Genomic DNA, 23,104 nt, shown 5'->3' with positions numbered 1-23,104 from the left:
ATATATGAGCTTATGTCCATTCATCCAAATCCAAAAATCAATCTTTTAAATGTCCTTGGGGAACCATTGGCCAGTTGTTGCTTTGATCCGATTACTGGATATTTCCGTAATGGTTTTTGTCACACTGCTCCTTCCGATTTAGGACAACATACCGTTTGTGCAGAAATGACGTCTGAGTTTTTGAGCTTTTCTCAAAGCATTGGCAATGATTTGACAACGCCCTTACCTGAAGCCGACTTCCCTGGCGTAAAACCGGGTGATTTTTGGTGTATTTGCGTGACACGCTGGGTTGAAGCCTATCAAGCAGATATGGCACCTAATGTGAAATTACAAGCTTGCCACCAAGCCGTATTGGCTTATGTACCTTTAGACCTGCTTATGGAATATGCAGTCTAATGAATAGTTTCGATCCTCAGCCAGAAATTATTCTGGCTTCAAGTAGCCAAACCCGAAAAGATTTGATGAATCGTCTGGGTTTGCGTTATCACTGTATTTCACCCGAAATAGATGAATCTGCTCGTGGTGAAATACATGCAGATGATTTAGCCAAAAGATTAGCTTTTGAAAAAGCCAAAATCATTAGTGATCAATTTCCAGAGGCTATCGTCATTGGTTCTGATCAGGTTGCTTGGCGTGAAGGTGCACCCGATGTTTTTATTGGAAAGCCATTAACGGTAGAAAATGCCATTAAACAGCTTCAATCTAACTCTGAGAAAATCGTCTATTTTAGTACTGCTCTTAGTGTTCAGCAAAAATCATCTGATTTTGAACACACGCTTGTTGAGCATTATAAAGTTAAATTCCGTAGATTAAACTCGTCTGAAATTGAGCGTTATGTTGAACGTGATCAGCCCTTGCACTGTGCGGGTAGCTTTAAATGTGAGAGTTTGGGGATCAGTTTATTTGAGCAGATGATTGGGCAAGATCAAACCACATTAATGGGAATGCCTATGATTCAGTTGTGTAAGATTTTAAGACAACTTAATATTCGATTACCATAAAAATGATTGAACTTAAATTATTAAAATATGTGAAGAATGAAATAAAGGCTAATGATATCGCAAAAAAAAGATATGCAAATCAATTAGCACCTAATTTTTCAGTATTTAACTATATTTTCACTAATGAACTAATGTTAAATAAAATTATTTCTGATCTCTTAAGTCCTCAAGGTGATCACGGTCAACAGGAAAGTTTTTTGAATTTATTTCTTAAAATGCTTTCAAATAATTCAAGCTATGACCAGTATGATATTCAAAAATCTAAAATATATTGTGAAGAAGTAACTTTTGGAATTAAGTCTCAACGTCGTATGGATATCCTTATTCATATCGAGCACCTTGAACTCAATAATCAAAAATTTGGTATCTGTATTGAAAATAAACCCTTTGCCTCGGATCAAAATAATCAACTTATCGATTATGCAAAAGAATTAAACTATCGCTATGATGCATCTCACTGGCACATCGTTTATTTAAATGGCCATTCAAGCGAACCTGAAGAAAATAGTGTTGATAACATACAACTTCTTGAATGGATTGAAAAAAATAAAATATCAATTTTAGGTTATGAAAACATTGCTGATTGGATTAAAGAATGTATTACATATACACAAAACTCTAGAGTAAGTTATTTTTTATCTGAATTTTTAAAATATATACAAATCACATTTTTGAGTATTGATGATATGGCAGAAAAAACCCACTTACTAAAAACGATTGAAAGTAATCAAGAGTATTTATCTGCCGCCTTGGAGATCATTTCGTTAAAAGATGACCTACAAAATAACTTAGTCTTAAAATTTACCAAACAATTAGAATCTAAAATATCCGAAAAAAATCAATGGCATTCTATAAGTAATCTCTGTAGAAACAAGAAAAACTGTACATTTCAAATATTTTTTAAAGCTGAACAGAAAATAGTTTTTATGTTGGAGTTTGATAGACTCAATTATCAAGGCTTCTTCTTTGGCATGCGTAAAGTGGATGAAAATATCGAAGAAAATAAAGAAACATGGAATAGTATTTTAAATTGTATTCAAGAAGTATATAAAACGACCTATATAAAACAGTCTAAATGGTGGCCTGCGTACATACAACTTCAAAGCTATATCAATTGGCAAACCCAAAATCAAGTTTGGACAGAAATAGATAATGGGCAATTCCCTGAAACAATATTTGAGTATGTCAAAACTTTTCACAAAGTGCTTGAAGAAAATAATTTGATAGAAATACTTTAAAATTATCTAATTGCAATTTGAAATAACTTGCACACTTAAATTACACGTTGGACAATAGAAGAAATTTAATGTGAAATTTTCCCATGTCCCAAACTCTTGATGTTCTTGGCAACATTAGCGCTGAACAATTTCTTGCTGAATATTGGCAGAAAAAACCTCTTTTAGTCCGCAATGCAATTCCTGAAATTACTGGTCTTTTAGAACCTAAAGATGTAATGGAACTAGCTCTGGATGAAAATATTACAGCTCGTTTAATTAAACAAAAAGACAAAGACCCCAACCAGTGGACTGTAAAATCTTCTCCACTGATTAAAGGGGATTTTCAAAAGATGCCTAAACTTTGGACGCTTTTAGTTCAAGCTGTGGATCACTATTCATTTGATTTGGCTGAAATGTGGAAAAAGTTTCCATTTATTCCACAATGGCGTCGCGATGATATTATGGTGTCCTATGCCCCCCAAGGTGGTTCAGTCGGAAAACATTTTGATTTCTATGATGTCTTTTTAGTTCAAGGACACGGTCATCGTCGTTGGCAGTTAGGGCAAATGTGTGACGAATCAACTGAGTTTGTTGCAGGCCAGCCATTAAAGCTTCTTCCTGAACTTGAAGTAAGTTTCGATGAAGTTCTCGCACCTGGTGATATGCTTTATGTACCCCCTGGTCTTGCACACTATGGTGTCGCAGAAGATGAATGCTTGACCTATTCATTTGGCTTTCGTATGCCGAATGTTGCTGACATGATGGACAGCGTTGGTGATACTTTTTCTAAATACGATACCTTAAGCAACCCATTACAAGATATTCAACGCGATCAAGCCACCGCAATTGGTGAAATCACCCATTCTGAACTTGAATATATGCGTGAAAAATTGTTGGCTCAGTTGCAAAGTCCATCGCACTTAAACGATGCTTTGATGTGCTTAATTTCACAACCGACCTATCCTGAAAATATTCCAGAAAATGAAGAGATTGGTACAGGCGATCTTGAAGAAGCATTAGAAGCTGGTTATGCAATCAAACTTGAACCTGCATCACGCTTACTTTACAGCACGGTTGGCGATCAAATTCACTTTTGGGCGAATGGTGAAAGCTTGAATATTTCAACTGCATTCGCAACACATTTGAAACTTGTCGCAGACGGCCAAGCAATTCCTTTAAATGAATCTCTTTATGATCAAGAGATTTTGGAGGATCTTGTCGAACTATTAAATTCATCGATTGTGATGTTATTACCTGCAGACGAAATTTAAGATTTTTCTTATTCTTAAGTTATTTTTATCATAAATTAGCCTCAAAATGCCTTGAGAATTACAATAATTCTCAAGGCTAACAAATGAATACTTGAGATTTTTCATCAATCTTCGCTATTGTCTTTATATACAAATTTTGAATAACTTCGGATAACAATAATGGCCAGCCCAGCGCAAGCAATTAGACATAAATTGCTCAACACTTTTTTCTCCAGACATTCAATTTGGTTTGCCTGTATTCTGATCGCTTTAAGCATTACTTGGCTTAGATTCTTTTACCAACCACATTATATTTATTATTTTTTATCAGATAGTTTAATCAATATTATTTGGCTAGCTAGTAGCTTATTAAGCTTGGTCGGATTATATGACGTACTTCAAAATAGACATTCAATACTCAAAAATTACCCAATCATGGGTCACTTCCGTTTCTTGTTTGAAGATTTTAGACCTGAAATTCGTCAATATTTTATCGAATCAGATCAAGATGCACTGCCCTTTTCACGCATGCAGCGCAGTCTGGTTTATCAACGTGCAAAAAATGAAAATGCAGATAAGCCATTTGGTTCAATCATAGATGTTTATCAGCAAGATTATCGATTTATCACCCATTCACTGGCACCTAAACATCCTTCTGATCCAACGGGCTTTCGAATCAAAGTCGGAAATGATCAGTGTAGCCAACCCTATAGCGCATCGATTATGAATATTTCTGCGATGAGCTTTGGTAGCTTGAGCGCAAATGCGATTCGTGCTCTAAATTTGGGCGCAAAAATGGGACAGTTTTATCACGATACGGGTGAAGGCAGTCTTAGCCCCTATCACTTGGAAAATGGTGGTGATATTGTTTGGCAGATCGCCAGCGGATATTTCGGTTGTCGTACAGATGATGGTCTTTTTGACCCTGAAAAATTTGCTCAACAAGCAAAACTACCCAATATTAAAATGATTGAGTTGAAGCTTTCTCAAGGTGCAAAACCGGGTCATGGTGGAATTTTACCCAAACATAAAATCACTGAGGAAATTTCAAAAATTCGTGGTGTACCACGTGATCGTGACTGTATTTCACCCCCGAGCCATCCAAGTTTTAACACGCCTATTGAAATGATGCATTTCATTCAGAAATTACGTGATTTATCAGGTGGCAAACCGGTTGGTTTAAAGCTGTGTTTAGGACAACCTTGGCAATTCATGAGTATTGTTAAAGCAATGCTTGAAACAAAAATTGTTCCTGACTTTATTGTAGTTGATGGTTCCGAAGGTGGTACGGGTGCCGCTCCAATTGAATTCAGTGACAATATCGGCACCCCGCTACGTGAAGCACTCTTATTTACACATAACACGTTGGTTGGTGTCGGTCTAAGAGATCAGGTTAAAATTGGTGCTAGCGGAAAAATTATTAGTGCTTTTGATATAGCCAGTACATTTGCTTTAGGCGCAGATTGGGTCAATTCTGCACGCGGTTTCATGTTTGCTGTCGGTTGTATACAGGCCCAAAGCTGTCACACCAATCAATGCCCTGTGGGTGTGGCTACACAAGATCCAGATCGTCAAAAAGCCATTCATGTCCCCTCAAAAGCAGAACGCGTGTTCAGCTTCCATAAAAACACGTTGCATGCCCTGTCAGAAATGATCGCTGCTGCTGGTCTTGAGCATCCTAGTGATATCAAGGCGCATCATTTGGCTCAGCGAGTCAATGATCGTGAAATCAAAAACTATGCGCAATTACACTTTTGGTTAAAAGACGGCGAGTTATTAGATTGTCACGATAAAGATGATGAAAACTTTTATTTCCGTATGTGGAATTTAGCCAATGCCGATCATTTTTAAACGCTAAACATCAATATAAAAGATGTAATAAAAAAAAGGAGCCATATGCTCCTTTTTTTATTATCCATCGTTCATTATTGAATTTCGAATTAGAGATAGATTTATTTAATAATAACCTTTACCACTTTGGGCATGTAAAAATGCGGGAATCAATCCAGTCAATGCAGCTCGAATATCCGCTCGTTCATTGATCAATTGATGTGAGCCCTCTTCCAACATCAACAAGGTCTGTAATCGAAATTTGGTTCGAATGAATTCAATATTATAACGCCAGTCCACGGTTTGATCTTGGGCACCTTGCGCCAACCAAACAGGAATACGACACGCGGGGCGCTGTTCCATTTCTTGCATCCACTTCGACATCGCCAAAATCCAGTCCATCCCCATCATGCGTGGTTGTAGTGGATCTTTTAAGCGTACAAAGCGCAGAAACTCAGGATTATGATTATTACGTTTAAAATGACGAGGAACTTCGCGCTTGATACGGCGAATAATGCCTAGACCCACTGGATTATGCCACCATGAGGTTTTTGCAGGTCGAACCAAAGGTGAAAGTAATAATACTCGCTCAACAATGGGATTTTTACGTAATTGCGCATATTCCAATAAATGATGCATCCAAATAGCCGCACCTGTACTCTGACCGACACCTAACCAAGGCTGTGGGAGCTGATCTGCATTTTTCACATATTGATGTACGGCGTGTAAAACCTGTTGATAATGATCAAAGTTTTGAATACTTGCAGCATTCCCATCACTCAAACCGTGTCCGGGTAAATCATAGGTTAAGACACTAAAACCTTGATCCAACAATTCTCGAATAATGGGTTGATAAATACCACTATGTTCTAAATAGCCATGCAGTAAAAAAACAGTCCCTTTTACTTTTTCAATATTGGGTTTATAGACTTGTACATGCAGTTTGAACAAAGGCATTTTGATATATCCCTGCCAAAACTGAGATTCAAGCTTGTCTAATGCGTATAGATGACGGTAGGCCTGAATATCCTTACTCGGTATAAAATCACGATTAAGATTTAAAGGTTCAAGTAATAAAGGCGTCGAATCACGATTGGGAATAGGCAAATCAAGCTGAGTCAGTACACTTGGATTTAAAAAAGGAATATCAGGCATTAGGGCACCTCTCTACAGCCACTAGAACCGAATAAAACGTCACGAATCGTGGCTAAAAGTTCATAGTTAGCACGACGACTATGATCGTAATTTAATTTACTCGGTTGCCATGCGGTTAATTCTGTTGGCATCGGCGCTTCTACGGGAATGGTTTTAATACCATTTAAAGCAAATAGTCGTCTTGTTCTAGGCATATGATAACGGTCGGTGATCAGCATCACTGTCGGCGCCCCTCCTTTTTTTTGTAATAATAGAGAGCTAAATCGAGTATTTTCACAAGTATTCATACTTCTATTTTCAAGAAGTTTAGCTTCAACACCTCGATTGGCTAACCATGACTGCATATAAGGTGCTTCAACACCACTCAGAACAATAGGCAACTGAGTTTGCTTTTCAATATCTAAAGTCTTTTCTAATCTTAAACGCGTATAGTCATTAACCACAATATCCGTCTTATTATCGGCTAATGTCAAGCCACCGCCAAGAATCACAATGGCATAGGGTTTATCTTCATTTAATTTTTTTGAAGAATCAGTCTCTTTTTGAATTTCAGCAATATCTGTATATATTTGTGAATCAAGTTGATTGGGTTGGTTCTGTTCTAAAGGATAAGTCTCTAAAAATTCCTGATATTTTTCCATTAAAGCTTGATCTTCATCTGGCGTTAAATTCGCCCAAGATGTGGATGGCTCTGAAGCAAGTTCTGATGTACTGTGCTCAACAGAATGATCAAAATCTTCAATCAGCATCGGTATTTGAATTTTACTTTTCTGTTTATCTTGTTCTTTCTGCTCACGTTCATATTGTATATTTTCTTTCAATACAGCATAACGTGCTTGAATGATCGCCAAATCATCTATTCTTTTCGCTTTCAAAGCCTGTTCAATCACGGTTAAATACGCTTGACGAGCAATCCATTTATGAGAACCCGGTTCTAAGTTTTCAGTTTCTGTCAGCGCAGCCATTTTTTGACTTTGCGCGGCAATTTCATCGACCTCAAAAGACACAAATGTATTCAGCGTTTTCACGACCAAGTTTGAATAATATGGCGTATACCAAAAAACCAATAGACAGCCAACAAGTACGAATAAAATCGCGATCATTCGTACTAAACTAATCATCCAGTGTCGCTTTGGCATAGAGTCCTTTAAAAAGTGTGTGATTGAATTAAACCCGATGAATTAAATAAAACAGGCTCTGGTTCGAGTAAAAGCTTAAACTTTTGTATCACATCTTTCTGCACAGCGCGATATGTCACTTGTACATCTTGTAAATTTGCATCTGCATAATTCACAAGTACCAATGCTTGTTTTTCAAACATTCCAACTTGACCTAAGCGCTTACCTTTCCATCCTGAATGTTCTATTAACCAGCCGGCGGCCACTTTTACAGTACCGTCTTGCTGTGCATAGTGTGGCATCTGGGGAAATAATACATGTAATTTTTGGTATTCTAAATTTGAAATAATCGGGTTTTTAAAAAAACTTCCTGCATTTGGATATTCTTTGGGATCTGGCAATTTAGACTGTCGAATCTGAATCACTTGTTTTTGTAAGTTCTCAGGCGTTAATTCATCAGCAACCGCTGCTTTTAAGTCACCGTAATTTATTTTTAAATCTGCTTTTTTGAGCAGTTTAAATACCACATGGGTAATGACATAACGATTTGGGTCATCTTTAAAAATACTGTGTCGATAAGAAAAATGACATTCTACCGCACTGATTTTTTTTACCGACTTTGACTGTCGATCATAGACTTCAACATATTCAATAAACTCACCCACCTCTACACCATAAGCACCGATATTTTGTACAGGTGAAGCACCAACAAATCCTGGAATTAAAGCTAGATTTTGTAAACCATACATTGCATTTTCTGTGGTCCATAATACAAAATCATGCCAATTTTGACCTGCACCTACTCGAACAGTGTGAAAATTTTCATCCTCGCTGAGATGTTCAATGCCTTGAATATCCATATGAATGACTAATGCTTCAATACTTTCAGGAAGCAACATATTACTTCCACCAGAAAGAATGAGCACATTCAATTGCTGGTTTTCAGCATAGGCTAAAGCTTGAATGAGTTCTGAGATATTTGAAACTTTGACATAAGCGGAAGCAACGGCATTTAGACTCAAACTATTAAACTGTTTTAATTGGACGTGTTGTTGAATATTCATCATGATGATTACGTTACTCTTCGCTTCTTATGACAATGGACTTTGCTGTTGTAGAAGTTTATTGATCCACGCTTGGCTACTTGACTCACATTGATCTAGCACACGTTCAAAACCGTCTTCAGCGCCATAATATGGATCAGGTAAAGCTTGTTTGGGATAATGTTCATCATGTTCACTCATGAGCGAGATTTTTGCTCGTATCGCGTCGCGTCCATATTTATCAATCGCTTGTTCAAGCAATTCTTCAATATTTTTAAGATTCTCTAAATCCATAGCAAGAATCAAATCAAAATTGATAAAATCCTCAATAACAAGCTGACGAGCACGTAATCCTGATAAATCATAACCACGTTTGGAGGCGTGTTTTTGACTGCGTAAATCTGGTGCTTTGTTGGGATGATAATTACTCGTTCCCGCAGAATCGACTTCCACATTTAATTGTGCCAAATTTGCAAAGTGTCTGAGGACAACCTCTGCTGTAGGAGAGCGACAAATATTACCCAAACAGACACACAAAATTTTGTAGGGTACTTGCATCGTCATAACGTCCTCAAATGTCTATATCTTTTACAATTGCTTATGTTAAGTTATTTGAATCATGAATCCTATACAACACCAAAACAATAATGTTGAATAATTGCTGAAAAGGAGTAACGATGAGTCAATTTCAATTTCAGACCGTAGCGAATATTATTTCTGGTTTGGGATCAGTACAGGAACTCAGACCGATTCTCAAAGAAAAAAAATATAAGCGTGTGCTTTTGGTGACTGATCGGGGCATGGTCGCAAATCAGCTACACACGCCTATTATAGAAATTCTTGAAGCAAGCAACACGCCTTATATTATTTATGCGGATGTACAGGCAGATCCACCTGAACATATTGTATTAAGTGCTGTCGCATTTGCTAAAGATCATCATGTTGATGCGGTAATTGGTTTTGGTGGTGGGAGTTCACTAGATGTGGCTAAACTTATTGCCATATTGGCTGACCCACTACAAACCCAAAGCTTAACGGACATTTACGGCGTAAATAACGTAAAACCACCTCGCTTGCCTTTGATTGTTATTCCGACGACAGCAGGCACAGGTTCAGAAGTTACTCCTATTTCCATTGTAACGACTGGGGATACAACCAAAACAGGCATTGTTTCCCCGATCCTTTATGCAGACATTGCCATTTTAGATGCTCACTTTACTTTGAGTCTACCTGCACATATCACAGCTGCTACTGGTATTGATGCAATGGTTCATGCCATTGAAGCCTATACCTCCAAAGTAAAAAAGAATTTTTATTCTGATCTATTGGCGAAACAGGCATTAAACTTACTCAATAAAAATTTAAAACGTGTGCTTGCAGATGGCAGTGATGCTGAAGCAAGGCAAAATATGTTGTTAGGTTCAATGCTTGCAGGACAAGCCTTTGCTAATGCTCCCGTCGGCGCTGTACATGCACTGGCATACCCTCTCGGTGGTCATTATCACGTGTCTCACGGTCACAGCAACGCTTTAGTGCTCGTTGAAGTTCTAAAATTCAATGCAGTTGAAGCTAAACGTGAATACGCAGAATTAATGCAATTTATCGATCCTTTTAGCAAAGGCAATATCGATGGTCTTTGTGATCTGTTCATTGATCATATGCAGGGTCATTTAGATCAGAGTGGACTTCCACTTAAACTCAGTCAAATGAATATTAAGCATGAACATTTAACCACAGTTGCCGACGACGCTATGCTTCAAACACGATTATTACAAAATAATCCTCGAGTAATGAATCATCAACATGCATTGGAAATTTATCAGGCCATTTATTAATTTAAACTTTTTGAATTCAATTTTAATTTCATGATAAAAATAAATTTGACAAATCTTCGCAGTGTATTTGCACTAAGTGGATTCTGACTTTAAATAAAAGCTCAAAATCATAATAGACATACAGAAGAAAGTTAATGAAAATATCAGCAAAAAGTCGTGAGCATTATTCTTTTATCTTTCCAATACAAACTCGTTGGGCAGACAACGACATGTATGGTCATGTTAATAATGTCACTTATTATAGTTATTTTGATTCAGCTGCCAATGCTCTGCTGATTAAGCATGCTGGTTTCGACATACACCATTCGGATGTTATTGGTTTAGTGGTTGAGTCACAATGCCAATTTTTACAAGAACTGTCTTATCCTGAAGTCATTGAAGTCGGCGTAATGGTTGAAAAGATAGGAAATTCATCCCTTCGTTATGATCTCGCGATATTTAAACAAGATCAAACTAATGCCTCAGCTCAAGGTACATTCACTCACGTTTTTGTAGACCGTAAGTCACGAAAAAGCGTCCCCATTTCAATTGAAATGCGAGACGCCCTTTCTGAGTTTATCCGAGAAATGTAGGTCGAGAATACAAATAGATTAAGGCTTTAAATTAAGGCTTTAATTGGATGTTTTGCAGTGTTCCACCAAAAACATCAACTAAGCCTTTAACTACAGTTTCATTACTGAGTAAAACCTCTGCGCGCTGATACGCACGCTGTTTGCGCTCTACTTGATTATCATAAGGTGTTAATCCTGAAAGCTCCTGATACTTAACAGAAAGTCGATTATTCGACCAACGGTTGCGTAGCATCTCTTCCATATTGGATTGGAATTGTGTCAAAAGTTTTTCATATTTCTGTGGAATATAAAATATGCTTTCGCCATCGATCTGACCGGTCATTACGCCTTGCTGAGCCAACTCTTGTACTGCTGGCGTTAAATCGCTATTTCTTAACCAATATTCCCATTTATCAAGCGTCCAATCTCCTTCGAGTTCTTGAGAAATCAGTTTCAAGATATCTTGGGGCATTTCATTGGTTGCAGTATTGTTCACAGACTGTTTAATTGGCGCTTCTTCAGTCTTGTCATCAACTTCATCAACAACCAATGTATGGGTGACTTCATCTTCAACTGCCGATGATACTAATGCTTGCGAGTCATCTTGCTTTGAAGCTGGATCTAAAAAGAAAATATCATCTGTTGCTGCGGTATTGAACGATTCTACAGCCTGGCTAATCTTTTCATCGCCAAAAAGTGATAATTCTGGGACATCATTCGTTGAAGTATCGACATGCTCATGCACAAGATCATTCTGAGCCTGAGTAGAATCTGAATAATCTAATGAGTCAACTTGCAGACCTGCATTTAGATCATGGGCTAAATCAATTGACGTTTGATTTAAATGTTCAGCATTATCATCGAATTGATGAGATTGTACTTTATCTTCTGCATTCGTATTAAGATCATTATTAAAGTCATGCTTTAAATCTAGATCATTAAGATCTTGAACTTCAACATCTAAACCTCTTTTTGGATTAATCTGTGAGGTGCTGTGAAATCCTTCATTGATTTCATTTTCTTTAGTATTAGAAAATTCCTGAACCTCATTCTGATTCTTTTCATGATCACTTACCGAATCAACTATAGATTGGCGGATATTTACATCATCCAAATTAGACGGCTGATCTAAAGACTGAGCAGAATACGTTTGATGCGCTTGAAAATTATTTGATAATTCCTTTGCCGCTTGGTTTTGCTTGCCTGCATCATCAAGCCCCACAAATCTCTGAGGTGTTTGATTATGCTGGATATTAGCCGCTGCTGAATTTTGAACTTCATTCATCTGTAAAGGTCTGAATGCCAATAGACGCAATATGCACATCTCAAAACCTTGCTCTTGCGTTACAGCAAGCTGCAGATCGGCCCGTCCTTTACAAGCGACTTGATAATAAAGCTGTAGATCTTGCGCAGCGATCAGACCTGAGAGCTGCATAATTTTTTGATTAATCTCAGCGCTATACTTCAGGCTCAGATCTGGTAAATATTGTAATAAAGCCAATTCATGCAAAGTTGAAATAAACTGATCTAAAACCAGAGAGACATCAAGTGCTTGTTGCCTAAATTGCATAAGCAAGGCACTCACATGTTGCTGCTGATTTTGATTAATAGCTAAAATCAAATCAAAAATAATGGTTCGGTCAATCAGACCTAACATTTCTTTCACATCTTGATGTTGAATAGCGCCTTGACCATAAGCGATCGCTTGATCAGTCAATGACAGTGCATCACGCAAGGAACCCTGCGCTGACTCTGCAATTTGCCATATTGCATCTTGTTCAGCAGAGATTTTTTCTTGATTCAGAATATCTGTTAGATGTGTGGTGATTTCATCTACAGCAAGCGGTCGCAGCGTAAACTGCAAACAACGTGAAATAACCGTAATCGGTAACTTCTGTGGATCAGTTGTTGCGAATAAAAATTTAACGTGTGCTGGTGGTTCTTCTAAGGTTTTAAGTAAGGCATTGAATGAATGCGTAGACAGCATGTGCACTTCATCAATGAGATAGACTTTAAAACGGCCTTGGGTCGGAGCATAAGGAACATTATCTAAAAGTTCACGCGTATCTTCTACTTTGGTTCGCGATGCCGCATCAATTTCAATTAAATCGATAAAACGACCTTCATTCACAGCCGTACAGGTCGCACAGACTTCACAAGGCGTTGAGGTGATCCCTGTTTCGCAATTTAGGCACTTCGCCAAAATACGCGCAATGGTGGTTTTACCCACCCCACGTGTCCCTGTAAACAGATAAGCATGATGCAATCTACCACGCTCTAATGCGCTGGTTAAAGCACGTGATACGTGGTTTTGGCCAACGAGTTCGATAAAATTGCGTGGACGATATTTACGTGCAAGTACCTGATACATGAATGCTCCCTTTTTACAGGTCTAAGCATACTGTTTTTTTATACAAGAGTGAATGAAGATTACGAATTCTATTGCAAACTGATGATTAGAAAATCGTTTCGGATTATTTATAGACAAGTTTTTCTATGCAAACCTTACTCAAACTGAGAAGAATTGCATCAACTGTTGCGATGCAGACTAAAATCTTCATATTCAACAAACCCATTTGCGGTCAGGTCTTCACGAATTTCGAGTAATTGATGCTCTAAATCGACCAAAATTAAATTGCGCTTACTCACTCCAGTCAATTCAATCATCTTGGAGTCTGGACTGTTAAATTTAAAAGGACCTTTAATCGATTCAATCTCATTATGACCGCTTAGGCTAATTCTGTTCAGTACAAAAGTTTGATCTGGTTTGAGCTCTAAATCCACAGCCATTCCCGGACACTCTTCACAACGCGAAGTACAGCCCATACACGGAGTAACGCCTTGATATTTTCCGGCCCATTCAGGAATAACCACTTTCTTTTCGATATCTACACTTTTCGAGTGAGGATTGTTTTGCGCAGATGATAATGAATTTTGATCATCACAACCGATGAGCGCTGATATAGCAACCAACGGTATTAAAATTGACTTTTGCATGGGATGGGAGATCTTAAAGCAAACATTTAGACTAAACAGCATAATTGAAGTGAATGATTATGGCAAAAATTTAAGACATAAATCTCTTTTCATGCACGTTTTTAAATCAGAAAATCGTCTTGATCATGCAGTTCAATTGTCGCACTTTTGACTTTAATCTATTACGCAAATCCCTACATGATCAATACCAAATGCGAAACAGATTAGTGGTGATTCAAAATATAGTCACAAGCAATAGTAATCCGCATTTAAAAACATACTGTTGCGTATTTTCACCTTAAACTCATATAACGATTCAATTATTGTATGGATCTGAATCATTTTTATCTTGGAACTTAAATTATCGATATTAAAATCATACAACTTAAACCAACCTCCAAAAATCCAATCTTAAAACCATCCTTTTTTCCCTTTGATAATTTTATCCGCACAACGTAACGTTTCCTGAGTTAATCCCCATAATCGATAATCCCCTGTAATCGAACCCGCGGCAAAGTTATGTGTATAGGCAAAACTTAACTCTCTCTGATGATCACACCATGCGCCAGATCCGTTATAACCGATATGCCCAAAACCATAAGGAACTCGTTTTCCTAAAGTAATCACGCGGTGATAACCTAAGCGCCAATGCATGGGTATCGGCATGACACGATCACGTTTATAGTTCTGAATTTGACTCAACTTTTTAAACACATCCACTTGAATCAGTGCTTTGTTATTCCACCGTCCATAATTCGCCAACATAGCATAGATTTTTGCCAAGCTTCGCGCTGTAAAAGCACCATTCGCAGCGGGTATACAACTTTGAATAACAGCATCATCAAAAAAGCTAAAATTTCGCATGGCTTTAGGAATCATAGCATCGACAAAATCTTGCGGATCTTGTCCTGAATATTGAATAAATTTATTTGACAAACTTGATTTAGGTGGTTTTTTGGCAGCTTTGCTTGAGTTTTGATTGTCGTTTTTTTGCTGTTGAATAGATTTTGCTTTTGTCATATTGATTGGCTTAGCCACTCTATTCAGTTGATCAGCTTCAACGCCAAAATATGCACCGTCCAAATCTAAAGCATCAACCAAGTATTTTTGCATTAGAGATTTTAAAGATTGCTTGGTGGCTTTTTCTAAAATTCCACCGACGAGCCAACCAAAGGTTAAGGCTTGATAAGCATTGTCCTCACCCACCACAAAACGAGGTGTCGCATTTTCCATTATGGTGAGCATATGTTGCCAGTCTGACATTTCTGATGCAGTTAGAATCAAATTGCGAATATCAAATAATCCACTTTGATGACTCAAAACATGTCTTAGCGTCATTTCTTCTTTGCCATTTTTGGCAAACTCTGGCCAGTATTCTGCAATTAATTGATCGTAATCGAGATAGCCTTGACTGACTAAAATATGCGCAAGTGTCGATAAAATCCCTTTGCCTGTGGAATAACTAATCGCCAAAGTATCCGACTGCCAGTCTTCTGCAGCAGATTTTTTACCGGTATAGATGTCGACTACTTTTCGACCTCTAAAATAAACCACCAGAGCAGCCCCACCATATTCACTACGGCGATCTTGCAATCGGCTGAATTGTGTCGCTAAATCCTGAAATCGTTCATCGACTTCACCTTTATAATTATGAGTATTCGCAAAAATAATATCTTTAATTGCGCTCATTTTTTCGTTCCTTCATTTTTTGATTATTCGAATTCTTAAACATTTATCGATTTGATGATTTTAAAAATCAATCAAATAAACTTATTCATGACATCCATGTTTATTTTAATATGAAAAAAGCCCAAATCATCTGATTCAGGCTTTTGATTTACTACAGTGTTTTTATCGTACCAGATACATGGGGTTTATGAGACTTTTCATTACGAATCAAAATATTTGTCACTGTTTTATCAACTGCCGTTAAAAATTCAACTTGAGAAGGTAAAAATAGTGGTAATTTGAAATGTACATCAGCGTCATAAGCTTCAGGTAAGCTCAAGCTTGCTAAAGCACGTGCTTTACTCCACATACCGTGCGCAATCGCCTGCTTAAAACCAAACGCCTTTGCAGTCAATGCATGAATATGAATTAAATTGAAATCACCAGAAGACATCGCATAACGACGACCTGTATTTTCTGCGACATCCCAAGTTGCTTGTAATTGATAGTCAGGCGATACAGTTTCATTGGATTTAACTGCATTATTCTGCTCCGTTTTTTGACGTGCTAAATAAGTCGTTAAACCTTCCATGACCACTTCACCAGCCACTTTTACAGTCGTCAGAAAATCAAACTGCAAGCCTTTATCATGCGGTTTCAAATCACCAAACTGACATGAAATCGTTAAATTTTCATTCACCCCAATTTTGCGTAACTGTTTCACTTGATTGCGGATATGAACGAGACCCAATAATGCAAAAGGAAATGCCTCTTGCGTCATCATATGCATCTGTAGACTTTGTGAAATAACAGCAAGATAAATGGCAGGCGTATAACCATTATTTTTAAAATCACAAATTTCGTTATAAGCCTTTAAGTGATCCTGATCTACTTTAAAACTGTCGACCACATATTCAACTTGTGGTAACACCTTTTCGCCTTTAGGTTTCTTAAAAATAAGACCCTGAATCACTTTTGGATAGGCTAAATAAGGCTTTGGTAGTTGACTAAAATGACGAGTTTTCATAGTAGACCCTTAAATTATTAATGACTGCGAATTTTATTTGAACACCAAATCACTTGATGAATAGGTGCAACAACTACAATTGATCTTGTTTATTATTCAAAATACCTTAAGCCCTCTTGTCTTTTAATTTTAAGGTTAAAAACAAGCGGGCTCTAAATCAATAGGATCAGAGCATTAAGCCCCGATTAGACTTTGACCACAAACACGTACAACATTACCATTTAAACCTGATGAAGCACTAGAAGCAAATAATGCAATCGCCTCTGCAACATCTTCAGGTTGACCGCCTTGGCTCATCGAGTTCATACGACGACCCGCTTCACGAATAGCAAAAGGAATCGCAGCAGTCATTTGAGTTTCAATAAACCCAGGTGCTACAGCATTAATTGTTATTCCATTTTTAAGTACAGGTGCAGTGAACTTAACCAGACCAATCACACCTGCTTTAGATACTGCATAGTTGGTTTGACCCATATTACCTGCAATACCAGAGATTGATGAAACACAAACAATACGTGCATTTGAATTAAAACCATCATTTTCAAGCAAATAGTTATTTACTCGCTCAATTGCAGATAAGTTGATGTTAATCACCAAATCCCATAGTTCAGGTTTCATATTGGCTAGGGTTTTATCTCGGGTAATCCCTGCATTGTGAACCACAACATCTAAACCACCATGAGAAGCGGCTGCTGCTTTAATTTTTTCGCCAGCATCAGCTGCAGTGATATCAATCGCTAAAGTTGAACCACCCACTTCACTTGCAACACGATCTAAATCGGCTTGTTGTTGTGGAACATCCAAACAGATCACATGCGCACCGTCACGTGATAATACATGTGCTATCGCCTCACCAATACCACGACTTGCACCTGTCACTACAGCAGTTTTACCCGCCAATGGCTTTGACCAATCAACGTCAATCACTTTCGCTTTAGAGACACGAATCACCTGTCCAGAAACGTATGCTGAACGTGGTGACAAAACAAAACGTAAAGTAGATTCAAGATTTGCAGATGCATCTTTGTCTACATAGACCAATTGAGCAGCAATACCTTTTTTAAATTCTTTACCGACTGACTTTACAAAACCTTCAAGTGCACGTTGTGCAATGGCTTGTTGTACTGTAGGTGCAGACTCTGGCGTTAGACCAACAACAACCACACGACCAGAATTTTGAACTTGACGAGCAATCGGGTTAAAAAATGCATAAAGCTCTTTGAGTTGTTCAGAGTTTTGAATACCCGATGCATCAAATACAACAGCTTTAAACTTAGACTCCTTATCACCTTCGTTAAAAGCGCTCAGGCTTAAACCTACTTTTGCAGCAGCTTGTTGTAAGGACGAATTATTACCTGCATAACTATTGGCATGAATATTACTCAAAACCTGAGCAATGTTGCTTGATAAAGGACTATTTGGCGCAGCGCCCAACAAAACAGCCCCTTGAACTACAGGTGCATTTGAATCAAAACGATCAAGAGCTAATGGAGATGGTAAACCTAAATTTTTAATGACAAATTTACCAAGTGGAGATTTTGAAAAAGCTTGATATTGGTCAGTCATGAATATGATCTCTTCAAATTAATTTTTAATGGATTGTAAGTGATCTATAAACTTCAGTTGAATGTCAGATACTTATAATATATTCGATCCATACGTTTAAGTTAAATGATACTTGAGTTAATCTATGTATGTCTTGACCTGAATGCATTGCTAAATGTCATTATAGTCAATTCGACCTTTTTTTTAATATGATAATGTACGCATCAAGAATATCGCTAAGATGCTTGGAAAAGCCTTATGAGCAAAACAATTCAAGAAAATTTACCAGTCGAAAATTCTGCGAAAGACGCTGTGTCAAATTCATCAACTACCCGTGCTAAAACGAGTAAAAGTACAACCACAACGCCTAAAGCTGCAAATAATCCTAAACCGAGTACTCCGCGCTCTACGACTACGCGTCGTAAAAGCACAACATCTACTACAAAAAAAGCTGAATCGGCAGCTTCTTTAACCCCTAAAACTTCTGATCAGCAGGTTAAAATTATGAGTCAAAATACTATTCGCCGTGTCGCGATTATTGGTGGAAATCGTATTCCATTTGCACGTTCAAATGGCGCTTATTTTAAAGCAACAAATGCAGATATGCTTACTGCCGCGTTAAATGGCTTAGTTGATCGTTTCGGATTACAAGGTCAACGTTTAGGCGAGGTTGTTGCAGGTGCGGTACTTAAACATAGCCGCGATTTCAATATGACGCGTGAATGTGTGTTAGACACGCAGTTGGCACCTGAAACTCCAGCTTATGACATTCAGCAAGCATGTGGTACGGGCTTACAAGCAGCTTTTGCTGTGGCGAACAAAATTGCCCTAGGTCAAATTGAAGTGGGTATTGCTGGTGGTGTAGATACAACCTCCGATGCTCCTATTGCATTTGGTGATGGTTTACGTAAAGCACTGCTTGAACTTAATATCGCTAAAACTGCTAAAGACCGTCTAAAAGCTTTAACCAAAATTAATGTCAAAGATTTATTAGATGCGCCTAAAAATGGTGAGCCACGTACAGGTTTATCGATGGGTGATCACCAAGCAATTACCACACTCGAATGGGGTATTGCTCGTGAAGCACAAGATGAATTGGCTGCATCTTCTCATCAAAAAATGGCGAAAGCATATGATGAAGGTTTCTTTGATGACTTAATGACTCCATTCCTTGGCTTAGAGCGTGACAATAACTTGCGTGCTGATTCTACAGTTGAAAAATTAGCTAAGTTAAAACCTGCTTTTGGTAAAGGCGATGCACGCACGATGACTGCGGGTAACTCTACCCCATTAACTGATGGTGCTTCTGTGGTCTTACTTGCATCTGAAGAATGGGCTAAAGCGAATGGTCACGAAGTCCTTGCTTATTTGAGCTTCTCTGAAACTGCCGCAGTCGATTTTATTGGCAAAAAAGAAGGCTTATTAATGGCACCTGCATATGCAGTTCCTCGTATGCTTGATCGTGCTGGTTTAAAACTTCAAGATTTTGATTACTATGAGATTCACGAAGCATTTGCATCACAAGTTCTTTCGACATTAAAAGCTTGGGAAGATCCGAAATTCTGTAAAGAACGTTTAGGATTAGATGCTGCTTTAGGTTCTATTGATCGTAGTAAATTAAACGTGAATGGTTCTTCACTTGCAGCAGGACATCCATTTGCAGCTACAGGCGGTCGTATCATCGCTACAGCTGCAAAAATATTGAACCAAAAAGGTTCTGGGCGTGTTCTTGTGTCTATCTGTGCTGCAGGTGGTCAAGGTGTAACAGCAATTATTGAAAAATAATAACCTGTCTTTGAATTATAAAAAAAGCACCTTTAATTAGGTGCTTTTTTTATTCTTAAATTCTTAAATGAAGTGCAACAGAGATTACTTTTTTTCAAAAATCATTTTTGGCCAAAAAACGCACAAACTTAATTCCCTCATCCTAACCTTCTTTCAAACAGAGAAGAACTTTTACATATCCCTCAATCATATTTTCTAATTTATAAAAGCTTTATTATGATAAAACTTAACTTTAAACATGAAAAGAAACCCAAATAGGATCAGCCCCATTTGAGTTTCTAAAGCTTTCTATAATCAATAATTTTTAAAAACGATAACCTACACCCACATATGTAATTAATGGATCAATATCAATTTTTGTAGATGAATGAATCAGCTCATTACCGTCATTCTTATTAATCACATCAATTGTTGCCCGATTATTAAGTTTTGCATAGGATACAGAGGCAATTCCGTACCATTCCGAATTAAGATCATACGTCGCACCTAGAGTAAATAATGGAGCAATTGCATCTGTAGTTTTGACACGTATCTGTGGATCTGCTGAAGATATTTTACCTTCTAATGCAGCACCACCTTTCCCATCTAAAATATTCTGTATCATATGTCCAGCTGCTTTTAGATCTGCCTCAATTGAATGATCTAGCTCAATTTCATTAAAATGAGCATACATAATTCCAGCGCCTACAAATGGACGAAACTTATTAGTACCTGTCTTCCCAAACTGATATTGGACTTCAAGTGCAGGTGTCCAAGCTCGAACGGAGGATGCTTTCTTTTTATTACCTAAATTAGTGATTGGAATATCTTGTTGTAAATCAAGACCAGTATTTAAAAATAAATCTTTAACGCCTATTACATTATTTTCATCTGGAAAAGCGACACCTTTCATATTAGCAATGATTTCGCCTTTACCTTTGATGTCTACTTTAGGCGGAATACCACCAATAAACTGTATAGAAACATGATCATTTAAATAATAATTCAAAGTTATCCCTAGCGTATCTACATCTTCAGCTTCAAGCCCCGTTCCTTGAGCTTTCCATTGATCAATACCGCTAAGTATTGCTCCGCCTGAAGCATTTGAATTAACCGGAGATGTTTGATCTGCATTGTCCGTTAATAGCCCCAAAAAACTTGCTAAACTACTGCCAGACCCCATGCTATCCAGAGCAAAAATTTGTTCTAGAAAATCTTTAGCTGGCATTGTTCCACCATTACCAGCCCCGTCATCCATTAACGCAGAGTTTGACACTGAATTTAAAAAAGCATTTTGGCTGATTTCTCCAACTGCGTATTTTTGATTAGAATTAACTTTGGTATTAATATTAAATGGATTTGCCTTGCCCTGAGGCATAACATGCATCCACCCCGCTGAAACTGAAAAACGTTTATACTGTTCTGCATAACTCATATTCGTCATCATGACTAATGAACTTGCAATGATTAACCTTTTTAAATTTGTTTTATAATTCATTTTTAATCCCTAAAAATTGAATGTTGTGTTTCTATTGCAATGGCAGAATAACGTAAGTTACTAAAAATAAACAAAAGAAATTCGATAGATAACATCCGAATAATATTTTTATATTATTAATATATTTATTACAAATTAATATATTATTGATTTATATGAAATAAATAATAAGACAACACTCCTCACTATTATAATGAAGAGTGTATGAAATTTTATTTATCACAAATTTACAATAAAATACAAAATAGAGCACATTTTATAATTAATAAAAATATAACTGATTTAAACTTTTTTAATATTAGATCTCTTTCATAACTCAAAAAACAGTCATCTTTTTGATGATTATATGTACCCTTAACTTTGTGAAATTGATGCATAATTTCAGTATGAAATATATCGACTCTAAAAAGCTTTCTGACCCGCAGTTTAAGCGTTATACAGGCATCTCATACTCAACTTTTTATTTAATGGTTGAGCAATTGAAAAAGCATTTACCAACTACGGGTAGACCCGCTAAATTAAGCTTAGAAGATCAAGTTCTTTTGAGTCTAAGCTATTGGCGTGAATATCGAACCTTATTTCATGTTGCGACCAGTTATGGTGTTTCAGAGCCGACGGCTTCAAGAATTGTTCGGCATGTTGAAGACTGCTTAATCCAGTCTAATCTTTTTAATTTACCGAAGGATTTGCCTCAAGGTGAAGGCATTGATTGGAATGTTGTCATCATCGATGCAACAGAAATACCCATTCAACGGCCCAAAAAAACAGAAGAAAAGCTATAGCGGTAAGAAAAAGACACATACCTTTAAAGTACAAGCGATTATTCATGCTAAAACACGAGAAATACTCAGTTTATGTATGTGTAAAGGTGCGGTGCATGATTTTGAGTTATTCAAAAGAAACTTAAATTTAATTCCTAAGCATTCATTTGTATTAGCGGATAAAGGCTATCAGGGTATTCATAATATTTACGCAAACAGTTTGCTTCCGTTGAAAGCAAAAAAAGGCTGTACATTAGATCCTGAACTTAAAAAGTACAATCGAGAAATCAATAAAAGAAGAATCCTTGTTGAACATGTTTTTGGTGCGCTGAAGCATTTTAAAATACTTGCTGAACGTTACAGAAATAGAGGAAAAAGACTCGGCTTAAGATTCAATTTAATTGCTGGAATTTACAACATGGAATTGAGTAAAAGTGACTTATGAAAGAGGTCTATTCAGTTGCATTTCAACATGGTCATAACACCATTGGAAAATAAAGGTATAAACTAAAATACATAAGGTTAAACTTAAATCTAATAGAATCGCATCAACAATACTCATATTTAATGCATAAGCAATCATCGGGAAAGTCACCAGCATTAAACCGCCTTCAAAACCAATTGCATGACACACACGAACCCAGAGGGTTCTTGTTAATTGATATTTAGCTTCATACTTTTCAAATAGGGAATTAAACACCATATTCCAAATCATTGAAGTCACTGCCATGACTACACCTAAAACACCTGTGACCTCTATCGGCATTTCAAAAATCAAACTCAATGCAATTGCAATTACAACCAGCAGAATGACTTCATAAATTACCGCATGCACAATTCTTCTTTTACTTAAAAACATAATCTT

The 23,104-nt window shown here is 37.2% G+C and carries 21 protein-coding genes; 10 read left to right on the top strand and 11 right to left on the bottom strand.

Annotated features, from left to right (window positions below; all coding sequences use genetic code 11):
- Positions 1–12: 12 nt before the first annotated feature.
- From V5M36_RS07590 to V5M36_RS07570, 5 genes are all read left to right on the top strand, one after another.
- On the top strand, positions 13–396 hold the full coding sequence (locus tag V5M36_RS07590; protein WP_338563746.1) for a DUF2237 family protein: 384 nt from the start codon (positions 13–15) through the stop codon (positions 394–396).
- Positions 396–1,001, top strand: coding sequence for a Maf family protein (locus V5M36_RS07585; protein WP_338563744.1), 606 nt, complete (start codon positions 396–398; stop codon positions 999–1,001). Before V5M36_RS07590 ends, V5M36_RS07585 begins: the two co-directional genes overlap by 1 nt.
- A 2-nt stretch (positions 1,002–1,003) precedes the next feature.
- Positions 1,004–2,239: a PDDEXK-like family protein gene (locus V5M36_RS07580; protein ID WP_338563742.1), complete on the top strand. Its 1,236-nt coding sequence runs from the start codon at positions 1,004–1,006 to the stop codon at positions 2,237–2,239.
- A gap of 83 nt (positions 2,240–2,322) precedes the next feature.
- On the top strand, positions 2,323–3,489 hold the full coding sequence (locus V5M36_RS07575; protein WP_338563740.1) for a ribosomal protein uL16 3-hydroxylase: 1,167 nt from the start codon (positions 2,323–2,325) through the stop codon (positions 3,487–3,489).
- 159 nt (positions 3,490–3,648) lie between these two features.
- A complete protein-coding gene (locus V5M36_RS07570) occupies positions 3,649–5,319 on the top strand; it encodes an FMN-binding glutamate synthase family protein (protein ID WP_338563738.1) in 1,671 nt (556 codons plus the stop codon).
- Positions 5,320–5,424: 105 nt separating this feature from the next.
- Here V5M36_RS07570 and V5M36_RS07565 read toward each other — a convergent pair whose 3' ends face one another.
- From V5M36_RS07565 to V5M36_RS07550, 4 genes are read right to left on the bottom strand one after another with little or no spacing between them, the layout of a single operon-like run.
- Positions 5,425–6,453, bottom strand: coding sequence for an alpha/beta hydrolase (locus V5M36_RS07565; protein WP_338563736.1), 1,029 nt, complete (start codon positions 6,451–6,453; stop codon positions 5,425–5,427).
- Positions 6,453–7,592, bottom strand: coding sequence for an ElyC/SanA/YdcF family protein (locus tag V5M36_RS07560; protein ID WP_338563735.1), 1,140 nt, complete (start codon positions 7,590–7,592; stop codon positions 6,453–6,455). Before V5M36_RS07560 ends, V5M36_RS07565 begins: the two co-directional genes overlap by 1 nt.
- Before the next feature lie 8 nt (positions 7,593–7,600).
- Positions 7,601–8,635, bottom strand: coding sequence for a UDP-N-acetylmuramate dehydrogenase (murB, locus tag V5M36_RS07555; RefSeq protein WP_338564101.1), 1,035 nt, complete (start codon positions 8,633–8,635; stop codon positions 7,601–7,603).
- A gap of 27 nt (positions 8,636–8,662) precedes the next feature.
- The gene (locus tag V5M36_RS07550) at positions 8,663–9,178 is read right to left on the bottom strand and encodes a low molecular weight protein-tyrosine-phosphatase (protein ID WP_338563733.1); all 516 of its coding nucleotides are present in this window, start codon (positions 9,176–9,178) and stop codon (positions 8,663–8,665) included.
- Positions 9,179–9,291: 113 nt separating this feature from the next.
- Here V5M36_RS07550 and V5M36_RS07545 point away from each other — a divergent pair, with 113 nt between their 5' ends.
- Together V5M36_RS07545 and V5M36_RS07540 are read left to right on the top strand one after the other, a co-directional pair.
- Complete coding sequence (locus tag V5M36_RS07545) at positions 9,292–10,449, top strand: iron-containing alcohol dehydrogenase (RefSeq protein ID WP_338563730.1); 1,158 nt, start codon at positions 9,292–9,294, stop codon at positions 10,447–10,449.
- Between the two features lie 134 nt (positions 10,450–10,583).
- Positions 10,584–11,021, top strand: coding sequence for an acyl-CoA thioesterase (locus V5M36_RS07540; RefSeq protein WP_338563728.1), 438 nt, complete (start codon positions 10,584–10,586; stop codon positions 11,019–11,021).
- Positions 11,022–11,052: 31 nt separating this feature from the next.
- Here the strand turns inward: V5M36_RS07540 and dnaX are convergent, their stop codons facing one another.
- From dnaX to V5M36_RS07515, 5 genes are all read right to left on the bottom strand, one after another.
- Complete coding sequence (gene dnaX / locus V5M36_RS07535) at positions 11,053–13,371, bottom strand: DNA polymerase III subunit gamma/tau (RefSeq protein WP_338563726.1); 2,319 nt, start codon at positions 13,369–13,371, stop codon at positions 11,053–11,055.
- 158 nt (positions 13,372–13,529) lie between these two features.
- On the bottom strand, positions 13,530–13,997 hold the full coding sequence (locus tag V5M36_RS07530; protein ID WP_338563724.1) for a copper resistance protein NlpE N-terminal domain-containing protein: 468 nt from the start codon (positions 13,995–13,997) through the stop codon (positions 13,530–13,532).
- Positions 13,998–14,387: 390 nt separating this feature from the next.
- Positions 14,388–15,665 (bottom strand): serine hydrolase domain-containing protein, encoded by a 1,278-nt coding sequence (locus tag V5M36_RS07525; RefSeq protein WP_338563722.1) that lies wholly within the window; start codon positions 15,663–15,665, stop codon positions 14,388–14,390.
- A gap of 151 nt (positions 15,666–15,816) precedes the next feature.
- Positions 15,817–16,671: a MaoC family dehydratase gene (locus V5M36_RS07520; protein WP_338563719.1), complete on the bottom strand. Its 855-nt coding sequence runs from the start codon at positions 16,669–16,671 to the stop codon at positions 15,817–15,819.
- A 174-nt stretch (positions 16,672–16,845) separates the two neighbouring features.
- The gene (locus V5M36_RS07515; RefSeq protein WP_338563717.1) at positions 16,846–18,237 is read right to left on the bottom strand and encodes a 3-oxoacyl-ACP reductase; all 1,392 of its coding nucleotides are present in this window, start codon (positions 18,235–18,237) and stop codon (positions 16,846–16,848) included.
- A gap of 237 nt (positions 18,238–18,474) precedes the next feature.
- Between V5M36_RS07515 and V5M36_RS07510 the strand changes: the two genes are divergently transcribed.
- A complete protein-coding gene (locus V5M36_RS07510; protein WP_338563715.1) occupies positions 18,475–20,001 on the top strand; it encodes an acetyl-CoA C-acetyltransferase in 1,527 nt (508 codons plus the stop codon).
- Between the two features lie 304 nt (positions 20,002–20,305).
- Here V5M36_RS07510 and V5M36_RS07505 read toward each other — a convergent pair whose 3' ends face one another.
- Entirely contained in the window at positions 20,306–21,478 is a 1,173-nt protein-coding gene (locus tag V5M36_RS07505; protein ID WP_338563712.1) for an OmpW/AlkL family protein, read from the bottom strand.
- Positions 21,479–21,864: 386 nt separating this feature from the next.
- Here V5M36_RS07505 and V5M36_RS16070 point away from each other — a divergent pair, with 386 nt between their 5' ends.
- Entirely contained in the window at positions 21,865–22,260 is a 396-nt protein-coding gene (locus V5M36_RS16070) for a transposase family protein (RefSeq protein WP_445206267.1), read from the top strand.
- Positions 22,193–22,684 (top strand): transposase family protein, encoded by a 492-nt coding sequence (locus tag V5M36_RS16065; protein ID WP_445206316.1) that lies wholly within the window; start codon positions 22,193–22,195, stop codon positions 22,682–22,684. Before V5M36_RS16070 ends, V5M36_RS16065 begins: the two co-directional genes overlap by 68 nt.
- Here the strand turns inward: V5M36_RS16065 and aceI are convergent.
- Positions 22,679–23,098 (bottom strand): chlorhexidine efflux PACE transporter AceI, encoded by a 420-nt coding sequence (gene aceI / locus V5M36_RS07495; RefSeq protein ID WP_338563708.1) that lies wholly within the window; start codon positions 23,096–23,098, stop codon positions 22,679–22,681. The genes V5M36_RS16065 and aceI overlap by 6 nt on opposite strands.
- Positions 23,099–23,104: the final 6 nt, after the last annotated feature.

It is taken from the genome of Acinetobacter sp. KS-LM10, from assembly GCF_036896575.1.
Classification (GTDB): Bacteria; Pseudomonadota; Gammaproteobacteria; order Pseudomonadales; family Moraxellaceae; genus Acinetobacter; species Acinetobacter avistercoris.
The sequence above is the reverse complement of the archived record's forward strand: the minus strand, read 5'-3'. Positions and strand labels throughout refer to the sequence as shown.

Bases quoted from the DNA above. Each gene is read 5' to 3' on its own strand.
- V5M36_RS07550 (WP_338563733.1), bottom strand. From the start codon at position 9,178: ATGACGATGCAAGTACCCTACAAAATTTTGTGTGTCTGTTTGGGTAAT.
- aceI (WP_338563708.1), bottom strand. From the start codon at position 23,098: ATGTTTTTAAGTAAAAGAAGAATTGTGCATGCGGTAATTTATGAAGTC.
- V5M36_RS07540 (WP_338563728.1), top strand. From the start codon at position 10,584: ATGAAAATATCAGCAAAAAGTCGTGAGCATTATTCTTTTATCTTTCCA.
- V5M36_RS07525 (WP_338563722.1), bottom strand. From the start codon at position 15,665: ATGAGCGCAATTAAAGATATTATTTTTGCGAATACTCATAATTATAAA.
- V5M36_RS07575 (WP_338563740.1), top strand. From the start codon at position 2,323: ATGTCCCAAACTCTTGATGTTCTTGGCAACATTAGCGCTGAACAATTT.
- V5M36_RS07585 (WP_338563744.1), top strand. From the start codon at position 396: ATGAATAGTTTCGATCCTCAGCCAGAAATTATTCTGGCTTCAAGTAGC.
- V5M36_RS07510 (WP_338563715.1), top strand. From the start codon at position 18,475: ATGAGCAAAACAATTCAAGAAAATTTACCAGTCGAAAATTCTGCGAAA.
- V5M36_RS07570 (WP_338563738.1), top strand. From the start codon at position 3,649: ATGGCCAGCCCAGCGCAAGCAATTAGACATAAATTGCTCAACACTTTT.
- V5M36_RS07505 (WP_338563712.1), bottom strand. From the start codon at position 21,478: ATGAATTATAAAACAAATTTAAAAAGGTTAATCATTGCAAGTTCATTA.
- V5M36_RS07530 (WP_338563724.1), bottom strand. From the start codon at position 13,997: ATGCAAAAGTCAATTTTAATACCGTTGGTTGCTATATCAGCGCTCATC.
- dnaX (WP_338563726.1), bottom strand. From the start codon at position 13,371: ATGTATCAGGTACTTGCACGTAAATATCGTCCACGCAATTTTATCGAA.
- V5M36_RS07515 (WP_338563717.1), bottom strand. From the start codon at position 18,237: ATGACTGACCAATATCAAGCTTTTTCAAAATCTCCACTTGGTAAATTT.
- V5M36_RS07545 (WP_338563730.1), top strand. From the start codon at position 9,292: ATGAGTCAATTTCAATTTCAGACCGTAGCGAATATTATTTCTGGTTTG.
- murB (WP_338564101.1), bottom strand. From the start codon at position 8,635: ATGAATATTCAACAACACGTCCAATTAAAACAGTTTAATAGTTTGAGT.
- V5M36_RS07580 (WP_338563742.1), top strand. From the start codon at position 1,004: ATGATTGAACTTAAATTATTAAAATATGTGAAGAATGAAATAAAGGCT.
- V5M36_RS07520 (WP_338563719.1), bottom strand. From the start codon at position 16,671: ATGAAAACTCGTCATTTTAGTCAACTACCAAAGCCTTATTTAGCCTAT.
- V5M36_RS07565 (WP_338563736.1), bottom strand. From the start codon at position 6,453: ATGCCTGATATTCCTTTTTTAAATCCAAGTGTACTGACTCAGCTTGAT.
- V5M36_RS16070 (WP_445206267.1), top strand. From the start codon at position 21,865: ATGAAATATATCGACTCTAAAAAGCTTTCTGACCCGCAGTTTAAGCGT.
- V5M36_RS07590 (WP_338563746.1), top strand. From the start codon at position 13: ATGTCCATTCATCCAAATCCAAAAATCAATCTTTTAAATGTCCTTGGG.
- V5M36_RS07560 (WP_338563735.1), bottom strand. From the start codon at position 7,592: ATGCCAAAGCGACACTGGATGATTAGTTTAGTACGAATGATCGCGATT.
- V5M36_RS16065 (WP_445206316.1), top strand. From the start codon at position 22,193: ATGTTGTCATCATCGATGCAACAGAAATACCCATTCAACGGCCCAAAA.